8 protein-coding genes are annotated in these 12,944 nt (G+C 63.4%); 4 read left to right on the plus strand and 4 right to left on the minus strand.

The features are described 5' to 3' along the window. Positions 1–5: 5 nt before the first annotated feature. From C0V82_RS24995 to C0V82_RS25010, 4 genes are all read right to left on the minus strand, one after another. Complete coding sequence (locus C0V82_RS24995) at positions 6–1,427, minus strand: helix-turn-helix domain-containing protein (protein ID WP_102115105.1); 1,422 nt, start codon at positions 1,425–1,427, stop codon at positions 6–8. Between the two features lie 104 nt (positions 1,428–1,531). After that, positions 1,532–1,963 (minus strand): response regulator transcription factor, encoded by a 432-nt coding sequence (locus C0V82_RS25000; RefSeq protein ID WP_102115106.1) that lies wholly within the window; start codon positions 1,961–1,963, stop codon positions 1,532–1,534. 217 nt (positions 1,964–2,180) lie between these two features. Further along, a complete protein-coding gene (locus C0V82_RS25005) occupies positions 2,181–2,627 on the minus strand; it encodes a hypothetical protein (protein WP_102115107.1) in 447 nt (148 codons plus the stop codon). Next, positions 2,624–5,908 (minus strand): nSTAND1 domain-containing NTPase, encoded by a 3,285-nt coding sequence (locus C0V82_RS25010; RefSeq protein ID WP_158660199.1) that lies wholly within the window; start codon positions 5,906–5,908, stop codon positions 2,624–2,626. The genes C0V82_RS25005 and C0V82_RS25010 overlap by 4 nt, the downstream gene beginning before the upstream one ends. A gap of 424 nt (positions 5,909–6,332) precedes the next feature. Between C0V82_RS25010 and C0V82_RS25015 the strand changes: the two genes are divergently transcribed. From C0V82_RS25015 to scpA, 4 genes are all read left to right on the plus strand, one after another. After that, the gene (locus C0V82_RS25015) at positions 6,333–6,719 is read left to right on the plus strand and encodes a hypothetical protein (protein ID WP_102115109.1); all 387 of its coding nucleotides are present in this window, start codon (positions 6,333–6,335) and stop codon (positions 6,717–6,719) included. 238 nt (positions 6,720–6,957) lie between these two features. Then, complete coding sequence (locus tag C0V82_RS25020) at positions 6,958–8,490, plus strand: acyl-CoA carboxylase subunit beta (protein ID WP_102115110.1); 1,533 nt, start codon at positions 6,958–6,960, stop codon at positions 8,488–8,490. Positions 8,491–8,522: 32 nt separating this feature from the next. Next, positions 8,523–10,523 (plus strand): acetyl-CoA carboxylase biotin carboxylase subunit, encoded by a 2,001-nt coding sequence (locus C0V82_RS25025; protein ID WP_102115111.1) that lies wholly within the window; start codon positions 8,523–8,525, stop codon positions 10,521–10,523. Between the two features lie 86 nt (positions 10,524–10,609). Beyond that, positions 10,610–12,766: a methylmalonyl-CoA mutase gene (gene scpA, locus C0V82_RS25030; protein ID WP_102115112.1), complete on the plus strand. Its 2,157-nt coding sequence runs from the start codon at positions 10,610–10,612 to the stop codon at positions 12,764–12,766. The last annotated feature ends 178 nt before the right edge of the window (positions 12,767–12,944 follow it).

The following is a 12,944-nucleotide window of genomic DNA, read 5'->3' on the forward strand; positions in this document are numbered from 1 at the left end:
CACCCTTAACTGACCGAGTACGGCACCACCCGTCTTTCATGCGCATCCACGCGCAGGGCCTTGCCGATGGGCGGGAAGGCGCGGTGGCGGCAATCCTCGCGGTCACAGACCTTGCAATTGGACCCGATCGGCACCGCCGCATCGACATTGCGCAGGTCTAAGCCGGCGGAATAAACCAACTGGTCGGCATAGGCGATCTCACAGCCCAGCCCCACCGCCGCCTCACGCGGCCTTGAGAGATAAGAGTTGCCCTTCGCCACCACGGTCCGTGCGATGCACAGATATGTGGCCCCGTCCGGCATGCGCGCCTGCTGCACCAGGATGCGCCCCGGCTGGGCAAAGGCCTGGTGCACATTCCACAGCGGGCAGGCCCCGCCGAACCGCGCGAACTGGAACCGCGTGGCGCTGGACCGTTTGGCGATATTGCCCGCCATGTCCACCTTCACGAAATAGAAGGGCACGCCCGGCATGCCCGGCCGCTGCATGGTGGACAGGCGGTGACAGACCTGTTCGAAGCTGACATTAAAATGCGCCGACAGCCGGTCAATGTCATAGCGCATGCGCTGCGCCTCGGTCAGAAAGCGCTTATAGGGCAGGATCAAAGCGCCCGCGAAATAGTTCGCCAGGCCCACGCGCAGGATCGACCGCGCCTCGATACTGGACAGGCCGGCATCGGCCACCAGCCGCTCGATCTCGACCCCGTAATCCAGCAGGGCGATCTGATGCGCGGCGAAAAACGTCCGACTCTCGCGCGGCGTACCTTCCGAGACCAGCAGTTCCTTATCGTCCGGATCGTACCGCCACAGCACATCATGGCGCGCGAGCATGGGCGACACCCGGATGGTCACCCCATGCCGGTCGGCCAGATGCTGGGCCAGATGCTCCAACAGCCGGTCCTTGGAGAAATGCCCGCCCTCGAACAAATCCTCGGCCGCATGGTCCAGCGTTTCAAAATGGTTGCGCTGCGCCTGCACGAAGTCGCGCACTTCGTCATAGGGGAAGGCCGCCGGACCGGCCACGGCATCCCCGCCCCCGACCTTGTCGACCAGCGCCTTATATTCCTCGTCCAGCCCCTGATAGGCGCGGTACAGCTTCAGCAGCGATCCCATGATGGCGGGGGCGGCCCGCACCGCGTCGCGGATGCCGGCAAACGTGACCGACGCATCCCCGAACAGGGGATCGCCCAGCACCTCGCGCAGTTCCGACGCCAGCCTTGTATCGCTGTCATCGGCGAAATGGCTGGGCTCCACCTGAAAGAAGGTGGACAGGCGGATGACGGCGGCGGCGGACAGGGGCCGCTGATTATTCTCGATCTGGTTCAGATAGGAGGTGGACAGCCCCACCTCGGTCGCCAGTTGCGCCTGGCTGATACCGCGCGTCTCCCGCAGGCGGCGGATGCGTTCACCGGCATAGATTTTGGCGGTCATGCTGCGGCGCTCTCCGTTCCCCGTACGCGTCCCTGTCGGGCGGGGATGTTACCCGGTCTCGGGCAGAGCGCCATAGCGTTTCACGCGGACAGGACCACAGCGTTTCACGCTGGCAGCGTCACACGCCCCCGCGTGATCATCTCCCCCACCGTATGCACGCCCAGCTTTGCCCGGGCCCGTTCGCGGTGTTTTTGAACCGTCAGGGGGCTGATCTTCAACAGCCGGGCGATCTCCTTGCTGGTACAGCCCGACACGATATGCCGCACCACTTCCGCCTCGCGCGGGCGCAGCTGGTCCCAGGACAGGGGCGCCGGCTCCACCGGGGCCTGATCCACTTCCACCGACGGGCTGTTTCCCCCGGCAAAGGCGATCAGCTGCGCCGTGGACCGCAGCCCTGCCTTTTGCATGATGGAGGAGCGATGCTTGCGGATGGTCAGTTCGGAAACGCCCAGCTGTGCGGCGATCTCGCCATTCTTCAGCCCACGCCCGGTCAGGGCCAGAACCTGGCGTTCACGGGGGGTCAGCATCGGTGACATGGCGGAAAATCCCTGGCTGGTTGGCGATGACCAGACCCTGCCAGGGATCGGAAGAATTCTCTCTTCTGTTATCCTTCCGAAATACAATGCATTGATTTTATTGACTTCTCTTCGGAAGAAAACAGGAAGCCAGCCAGAATGAGAAAGGGGGGCGGACTGGGGCCACTCAGCCACAAATCCGCCCCCCTGACATCGGGATCGCCGTTACAGCAACCCGTCAGACAATGCTGCCATCATTCACCACTTCCGGGTCGGAGCTGTAAACCACCTTACTGCCCGCCGAAATCAGGGATGCCTGCGTCTCCGGGTCCTCGACCAGGAAGAACAGAGTGATGTTGCCGACCGCCTGCTTGTCCTGATTCTGCTGGCCATCGGAAATCGTGACCTCGTTATCGCTGACGCTAACGATTTTAAGATCTTTAAGGATCTTGGTCCCCTCCACCGCCGGCGTCACATTCACACCGGTGAAAATGAAATCGATCTGTGTGGTCGGGTCCTTCGTGAAGACGATCTTCGTGATGTTCGCCCCCGCCATGATCACATCATTGGCCGAAACATTCTTCTCATAGACCAGGGTCGGCTGCGGAACCCCACCGCCCGTTCCCTGCATTTCACACGCCACCGGAATGGTCAGAACATGGTTAACGACGTCGGTGCTGCTCATTTTACGTCTCCTTGTTTGAGGGTTGAACTGATCGCGCGTTGATAATGGGCATCGGCATAACCGATCTTTTCCAACGTGCTCATGCCTCCCACGGCAGCGGAAAGGGTGCCGGCACAGACATTGGCGCGGACCCAGGGATCGAGGATCTTGTAATCGCGCGTGGTTGCCGCCACCGGCCCCAGGAGCCTGACCGCCTCCCCGCAGAAGGCGGCGACGGTCTCGCCATTGCGCCGTGCCCGTTCAACAGCGGCCTGAACCAGCAGGATGTTGGCGGTCAGAACCGCCCGACTGGCATCCTGTGGACCCTCACGGATAATCGCTTCGGCCTTGGCGACACTGGCCGCCGCCGCCTTTACGTCGCCGGTCAGCAGCAGCATTTCCGCCCGGTTGGCCAAGGCTTGCCCCATCAGGCGGCGGACATAGCCATCGGTCGGCTTGGCGGCCAATGCCTGCTCCAGCCAGACCAGGGCACCGGACAGCTTGGCCGACGCCCCCGTGAGGTCATTGGCCAACAGATGGAACCGCGCGCCCAGCACGTCATTCTCTGTCTTCTGCCGCTGCCAAAGGCTGTTTTCCGGCTCCTTGTTCAGCAGATAGCCGATCAGGTCGGACGACATCTGCAAGGAGGCCAGGGCCGCCTCGGTCTTGCCGCGCGCCGCCAGCAGGATGGCTTCCAGCTTATAGGCGAGCGCCAGCCGGTTGGACCATTCAAGCGCATCCGGTTCCGCCTTGCGCAGGCCCTCCAGCATGTCCTTCTGCTGGCCATACAGCATAACGGCATCGTCCAGGCGGCCATCCTGTGCGCGGGCATTGGCCAGCCAGGACAGGCCATTGGCCATGCTGACGGCCAGGGCGCGGTCATCCGGGCGTTTGTCCATCACCGCGCGCTTCAACCGGTTGGACTCCTCAAAATCCTGGGCGGCCTCGCTGACCTGATCCCGGCGCAGTCGCAGACTGCCCAGGCTGGCCAGGGCATAGGACAGTTCCAGGCTGGCATCCTCGTCCTGGGCGTTCAGCGCCACCATGCTGCGGGCCAGATCGCGATAGCGGATGAAGTGCTTTTCCGCCTCGTCCAGATTGCGGCGGTCCAGCGCGATCTGCCCGAACCAGAAGGCCACGGCCCCCGCCGTCTTCAGCAACGGCCCATCCACCGGCCCCTCGGCCAGATTGACCCGCAGCAATGTTTCCGCCCGGCCCAGCGCCGTCAGGGCCGCATCGACATTGCCGCGTGACCGGTTCACGTCTGCCAGCGTCAAAAGCGCCTTGGCTTGGCGCAGACGCAGCGGCCCCGGCACCCGGCCCGCATCCTCCTCCGTCAGATAGGCAAGGGCCTTCTCCGCCACCCCGCCCAGAAGATCAAGCCGGGCCAGCGGCTGCAATTTCTGGGTCAGGTCGCCCAGCATGAAATCGACCAGCCCTTCCGCCTCCTGCCGGCGTTGTGCTGCCAGTGCCTCTGCCTGCCGGGCCTGATAGCCCTGGGCCAGGGCCATCATGGCAATCACGGCAAAACCGACAACGGCGCCCAGGCGCAGACGGTCGGCCCGCCGCGCCTGCCGGGCCGACGCCGTGATCAGTGCCGATATATCCGGCGACAGCGGCACGGCCCGCGTCTTTAGCAACTCGCGCGCCTCTTCCAACGGGCGGCCCTGGCGCAGCAGGCGGTCTGTCCGGCGCCCCTCTGCGATCCATTGTTGCGCTTCGGCCTCCAGCCGCGCCCGGATGCGCAAGGACTGGCGGTGTTCAGCGATCCAGGCGACCGCACGCGGCCATTGCCGCAACAGCGCCTCATGCGCAACGCCGAACACAGGCTCCCGCCCATGGGAAAGGCTGACGAACAACCGCTGATCGACAAAATTCGTGACCAGTTGCCGTTCTTCCGTCGTGGCCAGAACGGACCAGGGCGCGCGCAGGCTGCGGGCATTGCCATCGGCCCCGCCCGCCGCCACAATCAGGGAGAAGATGCGGGGAAGGGCCGCCTGTGCCTGCGGCGGCAATGCTTCCAGGATGGCTTCCGCCCGCCTTCCAATGGCCCCGTCAATGCCGCCCAGCCTGCGATACGCCTCGATGGTCAGCTCGCGCGTCGGGCTGCGCTGAAGATAAAGCTGTTGCAGCGTATATTGCAGAAGCGGCAATGCATCGGTGTTGTTGGCAACTCCCTCGCACAGCAGATCATCCAGGTGTTCGTTGCTGTTCAGATCGATACCGAAACTGAGGCCGGCCATCTCGGCCGGCCGGCGGATCATCTGGGCAATCTCGGCGCGGGTCGGCGGCTCCAGATCGAAATGCGCGCCCGTCTCCTTCCCCGCCATCAACAGGGGTTCGCGCGCCAGATCGGGGTAGAAATCGTTGCGGCAGGCGCCGATCACGGCAAACGGCCCCAAACGGGCCAGTCGATCCAGCGCCGTCAGGAACTGCGCGCGCTGCAGAATTCCGGCCATGGGCGTGTTGAACAGAGCCTCCATCCGGTCAATGAACAGGATGAAGCGTGCGGGATTGCGGCCCGGCTCGTCCGGATGGCGGGCGCCGGGCGGCAGGCTTTCCACCTCGCCGGTCAGGGCCGTGCCGATACTCTCGGCGCTATGGCCCGCAAACAACGGCTCGCCATCACGCTCCAGATCCAGCAGCGCGCCCCCCAGCGCCGTGGGCAGCGGCAGGTTGGCGACATCACCTAAATCCAGGCTGGCAATACCTTCCACCCGGAATCCACCGCTACCGGCCATCAGGGCCGGCAGCAGCCCCGCCTGGATCAGGGAGGTCTTGCCACTGCCGCTGGGGCCTAGAACCAGAACGAAGGGCCGCCCCGCCGCCAGCCGCCCCGCCATCGCCGCGCAAAGCCGCGTGACGGCGGTTTCCCGCCCGAAAAACACATCGGCATGGGCCGCGTCAAACGGGTCCAACCCGATATAGGGCGACGCCCGCGTCCAGGTTTCCTCCACCGCGCCTGCCCCATATCCTGGCGGGAACGTGACCGGGGCCAGGGTGCGATAGCCGCGTTTGCGGATATTCTCGATATAGACGGGGTCGGCGGGACTGTCGCGCAGGGCACGACGCAGCTGGGCGATGGCCTTATGGACCTGATTTTCGCCCACCACCACACCGTCCCAGCACAGATGCAGCAGGTCATCGGCACTCAAAATCGTGCCGGCCCTGTGACACAGCGCCGACAGCACATCCATGGCGCGGGGTTCAATCTGTGCTTCGGCGGCTTCCGTGATATGGCGGATACGGCACATCCTCGCATCCACCTGCCAATCGCCAAACTTGAAGCTGCTGCTTTTCAAGGGAGATCCTTTGCCGTCAGGGGACAGGCATTAAAATTATTATTAGCCATATAACAATTAGACGGGCCAGACCTGCGAATGCCACTGTTTTGAATGCCTTTGTAAAGTGATGCCCGCGGCAGGCCGTGCAAGCACATCTCCACCCGCTCTCCCTTGAATAGATTTAGGCATAGAGCCGTGTATAGGGGCCACGCTATGCGCTTCGTTGCGTACCGCTGAAAGAAATTCGGCTCATATGCGGGGCGGGGCGGACCCAACGATTATTTCATTAAAATAGAATACATTAATATTGATACGCGATTAAGAGCATATAGTCATATGACTAGCGGCGCTATAAGTCAAACCGCACCCCACGAGGTGCTCGCCGGCGCTTCGCCTTGAACCGCCAAGACAAAATCAACAATTTCCAAATGGAGCATGGGCTATGTCTCAGCAGAATGTGAACGTCATCTGCGTGTTCGATACCGAAACGACGCAGGAAAACGGCCCCGGTGTTGGCGCCACCGTCTATATGATCAGCGACCAGGGTCCGGGCGCCGCCGGCCAGGGCACCAATGAGCTGACGGTCACTGTGAATGTCGGCGATACCATCACCTGGACTTTGGTGCCGCTGATCAGTTTCATGTCGGTTTCCTTCACCAGCTTTGTGCAGACGTCTGGCAGCGGCGTGCTGTCGACACGGCAGATTTCGTCGACCCAGTGGCAGGCCAACTGCCTGGGCAAGGGCCAGGTTACCTATCACTTCAACCTTCAGATCGCCAACGACACCAACACCTATAGCTGGGACCCGTTCATCACCATCAATCCCTGATGAACTTTGCGGCAACGCCGCACGCCGCAACCGCCACCCCTTTCGTCGGAAAGGGGTGGCGGTTTTGTTTTGGGCCGTTGGGTCGTCCCCTCACAGGGGTGATTTGCAAATTCGCAAAATTTGCAATTCCCCTCTTCGGCCTTCGCAAATCCACACCCATCCACGCCTTCCCCTGCTGCTTCATAATTCGCAAACTCCGCCCAAACTCCCACGAACCATTCTACGGGGCGGATTTCCCATGCAGGACATGCTGGTACGGTTGGAAAATATGCGGGCCGGCGCCCGTCTTGGTGGCGGTGAAAAGCGTATCGCGGGCCAGCATTCCAAGGGCAAGCTGACGGCGCGGGAGCGGATTGAGATCCTGCTGGACGAAGGCTCGTTCGAAGAATGGGACATGTTCGTCGAACATCGCTGCGCCGATTTCGGGATGGAGGCGCAGAAGGTTCCCGGCGACGGCGTCGTCACCGGTCATGGCACCATCAATGGCCGTCTGGTCTTCGTCTTCAGCCAGGACTTCACCGTCTTCGGCGGTTCGCTGTCAGAGGCGCATGCCGAGAAGATCTGCAAGATCATGGACCAGGCCATGAAGGTCGGCGCCCCCGTCATCGGCCTGAATGACAGTGGCGGTGCCCGCATTCAGGAAGGTGTCGCCAGCCTCGGCGGTTATGCCGAAGTGTTCCAGCGCAATGTGCTGGCCTCTGGCGTCGTCCCGCAGATTTCCCTGATCATGGGTCCCTGCGCCGGTGGCGCCGTCTATTCCCCCGCCATGACCGACTTCATCTTCATGGTGAAGGACAGCTCCTACATGTTCGTCACCGGTCCCGACGTGGTGAAGACCGTGACGCATGAGGTTGTGACGGCGGAGGAGTTGGGTGGGGCCGTGACCCATACGGCCAAGTCGGGCGTCGCCGATCTGGCCTTTGAAAACGACGTACAGGCGCTCTTGGAAACCCGCCGCCTGGTCGATTTCCTGCCTTTGTCGAACCGGGAAAAGCCGCCCTCGCGCCCCACGCCCGACATCGCCGACCGGCCGGAGATGAGCCTCGACACCCTGGTCCCGGCCAATCCCAATAAGCCCTATGACATGAAGGAACTGATCTCGAAGATCGTGGACGAAGGCGATTTCTTCGAGATTCAGCCGGACTACGCCAAGAACATCATTGTCGGCTTTGGCCGCATGCAGGGTTCGACCGTCGGCTTCGTGGCCAACCAGCCCATGGTGCTGGCCGGCTGCCTGGACATTGACAGCTCGATCAAGGCCGCGCGCTTTGTGCGCTTCTGCGACGCCTTCAACATCCCGATTGTGACGCTTGTCGATGTCCCCGGCTTCCTGCCAGGCACGTCCCAGGAATATAACGGCATCATCAAGCATGGCGCCAAGCTGCTGTTCGCCTATGCCGAGGCGACGGTGCCCAAGGTCACCCTGATCACCCGCAAGGCCTATGGTGGTGCCTATGACGTGATGGCGTCCAAGCATCTGCGCGGCGATGTCAACTATGCCTGGCCCACGGCTGAAATCGCGGTGATGGGGCCGAAGGGGGCCGTGGAAATCATCTTCCGCGGTGATATCGGCGATGCCGCCAAGATCGAGGCGCGGACCGAGGAATATCGCCAGAAATTCGCCAATCCCTTTGTGGCGGCGGGTCGCGGCTATATTGACGACGTGATCATGCCCCACAATACCCGCCGCCGCCTGTGCAAGGCGCTGTCGATGCTGAAGAACAAGCAGCTCCAGAACCCCTGGAAGAAGCACGACAATTTGCCGCTCTGATCCGACGCGCCCGCACGAAGAGGCACCGTACAATGTTCAAGAAGATCCTCATCGCCAACCGTGGCGAAATCGCCTGCCGCGTCATCAAGACAGCCCGCCGCATGGGCATCAAGACGGTGGCCGTCTATTCCGACGCCGACGCTGGCGCGCTTCACGTTGAGATGGCGGATGAGGCGGTGCATATCGGCCCCGCCCCATCCGCCCAATCCTACCTGATCGCCGACAAGATCATCGCGGCGTGCAAGCAGACCGGGGCGGAGGCGGTCCATCCCGGCTATGGCTTCCTGTCGGAGAAAGCGCCCTTCTGTGAGGCGTTGAAGCAGAATGGCATCGTCTTTATCGGCCCCGATGTGCATGCCATCGGCGCCATGGGCGACAAGATTGAGTCTAAGAAACTCGCCAAGGCCGCCGGTGTCTCCACCGTCCCCGGCTATCTGGGCGTCATCAAGGATGATGAGGAAGCGGTCGCCATCGCCCGCGACATTGGCTATCCCGTGATGATCAAGGCGTCCGCCGGTGGCGGCGGCAAGGGCATGCGGGTGGCCTGGAACGATGCCGAAGCCCGCGACGGCTTCCGGTCGGCCACCAACGAGGCACGCAGCAGTTTCGCCGACGACCGCGTCTTCATCGAAAAATACATCACCGAACCGCGCCACATCGAAATCCAGCTTCTGGCCGACAGCCACGGCAACGCCGTCTATCTGAACGAGCGTGAATGCTCCATCCAGCGCCGCCATCAGAAGGTGATCGAGGAAGCGCCCAGCCCGTTCCTGGACGCCGCCACCCGCAAGGCCATGGGCGAACAGTCGGTGGCGCTGGCCAAGGCGGTTCAATACCGCAGCGCCGGGACCGTCGAATTCATCGTCGACAAGGACCGGAACTTCTATTTCCTGGAGATGAACACGCGGCTACAGGTCGAACATCCGGTGACCGAGATGATCACCGGCCTCGACCTTGTCGAACTGATGATCCGCGTCGCCGCCGGGGAGCATCTGCCCATCACCCAGGCCGATGTCGGCATCAATGGCTGGTCGCTTGAAGCGCGCGTCTATGCGGAGGAACCGACGCGTGGCTTCCTGCCCTCCACGGGCCGCGTCACCCGCTACCGCCCGCCCACGGAAGGCACCCGTGAAGACGGCTCCATCGTCCGCGTCGATACCGGCGTGTATGAAGGGGGCGAGATCAGCATGTATTACGATCCCATGATCGCCAAGCTGATCACCTGGGCCCCCACCCGCGATCAGGCGACGGATGCGATGGCCGACGCGCTGGACGGGTTCCAGATCCGGGGCGTGGGCCACAATATCTCCTTCCTGACCTCCCTGATGCAGAAGCAGCGCTTCCGCGACGGCCGCCTGACCACCAATTTCATTGCCGAGGAATATCCAGACGGCTTCCACGGCCTGACGCCCGACCCGGCCGTCCGCGACCGCCTTCTGGCGCTCGCCACCGTGCTGCACCACCGCCGCGCCAGCCGCGACGCCATGATCTCGGGGCAAGTGGCGGGCCACGCCTTCCACGTGGCCCAGGATTGGGTGGCCCGCGCCGACCGCCAGAACCACAAGGCCCACCTGTCCTTCGCCGGCGGCGCCGCCACCGTCACGCTGGACAGCGGCCCGCACACGGTCCTGGGCGACTGGGAAATCGGCCAAAGCCTGTGGCAGGGCACGGTGGCCGGTGTCGCCATGACCGTCCAGGTCGATATCAAGGGCACATCACTGGTCCTCACCCATGGCGGCTTCGCCTTTGTGGTCGACGTGCTAACCCCGCGCGCCGCTGACCTCGCCGACCTGATGCCGGTGAAATTGCCGCCCGACATGTCCAAATACCTGCTGTCCCCCATGCCGGGCCTGCTGGTCTCCGTGTCGGTCAAGGAAGGCGAAGCGGTGAAGGCCGGCCAGGAACTGGCCGTGGTCGAAGCCATGAAGATGGAAAACATCCTGCGCGCCGAAGCCGACGGCACCGTCAAAAAGGTCCACGCCGCCAAGGGCGCCAGCCTCGCGGTGGATGAGAAGATCATCGAGTTTGAGTGAGCCATAGACGCGCGCTAATTTCCCTCCCCGTGATCCCGGTGACAAGCCGGGATCACGCATAAATTGCCGAAGCCCGGAGCCTTCCCATGACCACCCAGTTTCCGCCCAAGACCCTCGCCGATTGGGAAGCGCTCGCCGCCAAGGACGCCGGTGCCGACGCCCAGCTCTCCGACCTGACCCGCACCACCGCCGAGGGTCTGGCGGTCAAGCCGCTCTACACCGCCGAAGACCTCGCCAACCTGGAGACCACCGGCACCCTGCCCGGCTTCGCGCCCTTCGTGCGCGGCCCCCGCGCCACCATGTATGCGGTGAAGCCCTGGACCATCCGCCAATACGCGGGTTTCTCCACGGCGGAGGCCAGCAACAAATTCTACCGCGCCAATCTGGCCGCCGGGCAAATGGGCCTGTCGGTGGCCTTCGATCTGGCCACCCATCGCGGCTATGACAGCGACCATCCCCGCGTCGTGGGCGATGTCGGCAAGGCCGGCGTCGCCATCGACAGCGTGGAGGACATGAAAATCCTGTTCGACGGCATCCCGCTGGACAAGATGTCCGTCTCCATGACCATGAACGGCGCCGTTCTGCCCATCCTGGCCATGTATATCGTGGCCGGCGAGGAACAGGGCGTGCCGACGGAGAAGCTGTCCGGCACCATTCAGAATGACATTCTGAAGGAGTTCATGGTCCGCAACACCTATATCTACCCGCCCGAACCCAGCATGCGGATCATCGCCGATATCATCGAATACACGGCCAACCACATGCCCAAGTTCAACTCCATCTCCATCTCCGGCTACCATATGCAGGAGGCCGGGGCCACGGCGGTGCAGGAACTGGCCTTCACCCTGGCCGACGGTCTGGAATATGTCCGCGCCGCCCTGGCCAAGGGCCTGCACGTGGACAAGTTCGCCCCGCGCCTGTCCTTCTTCTTCGCCATCGGCATGGATTTCTTTATGGAGGTGGCAAAGCTGCGCGCCGCCCGCCTGCTGTGGGCCAAGCTGATGGACAAGCATTTCCAGCCCAAGGACGCCCGCTCCCTGGCGCTGCGCACCCATTGCCAGACCTCGGGCGTGTCACTGACGGAGCAGGACCCCTACAACAACGTCATCCGCACGACGATTGAGGCCATGGCCGCCATCATGGGCGGCACGCAAAGCCTGCACACCAATTCCTTTGACGAGGCCCTGGGCCTGCCCACGCCGTTCAGCGCCCGCATCGCCCGCAATACGCAGTTGATCATCGCGGAGGAAACCCGCATCCCCCATGTGGTGGACCCCCTGGGCGGCAGCTATTACGTCGAACACCTGACCGCCTCCCTGGCCGAGGCGGCGGAAAAGCTGATCGCCCAGGTCGAGGAGATGGGCGGCATGACCAAGGCCGTGGAAAGCGGCCTGCCCAAGCTGATGATCGAGGAAGCCGCCGCCCGGCGTCAGGCTCGCATCGACCGGGGCGAGGAGGTGATCGTCGGCGTCAACAAATACCGCCCCCAGAACCCCGAAACCGTGGACGTCCTGGATATCGACAATACGGCGGTACGCGAGGCGCAGGTCGCCCGCCTGAAGACCATCCGCGCCACCCGTGACGAGGCCAAGGTCAAGGAAACCCTGGCCGCCCTGACACAGGCGGCGGCCGAGAAATCCGGCAACCTGCTGGCCCTTGCCGTCAACGCCGCCCGCGCCCGCGCCACCGTTGGGGAGATTTCCGACGCCATGGAAGAAATCTTCACAAGGCATCGCGCCACCATCCGCTCCGTCTCCGGCGTCTATGGTGCCGCTTACGAGGGCGATGCCGGCTTCGCGCAAATCCAGAAGGACGTGGCCAGCTTTGCCGAGGCCGAGGGCCGCCGACCCCGCATGCTGGTGGTAAAGATGGGCCAGGACGGCCATGACCGCGGTGCCAAGGTCATCGCCACCGCCTTCGCCGATATCGGCTTCGACGTCGATGTCGGCGCCCTGTTCCAAACCCCGGAAGAAGCCGCCCGCCAGGCCATCGAAAACGACGTCCACGTCGTCGGCGTCTCCAGCCTCGCCGCCGGCCACAAAACCCTGGTCCCGCAACTGGCCGCCGCCCTGAAGGAACAGGGTGCGGGCGACATCCTCATCGTCTGCGGCGGCGTCATCCCCCCCCAGGATTACGAGTTCCTGCTGAACGCCGGCGCGTCGGCCATCTACGGGCCGGGGACGAACATCCCCAAGGCGGCGGCGGAGATTATGGAGATGATCCGGGGCAAGCGGGGGGCGTGAGTGCCTCCCGTAGCGCGGATTAGGCAACGCCGTAATCCGCGAAACCCCACCGTCATCCCGGCGAACGCCGGGACCCAGGGGCCACACGCCCGACCTATCGGCAACCCTTCATCACTTAGGCCTAACTAGCGCATTTCCCGGATTTCGCGTAAATTACGCGAACATCGGAAGGCCAAGC

The organism is Niveispirillum cyanobacteriorum (assembly GCF_002868735.1).
GTDB lineage: Bacteria > Pseudomonadota > Alphaproteobacteria > Azospirillales > Azospirillaceae > Niveispirillum > Niveispirillum cyanobacteriorum.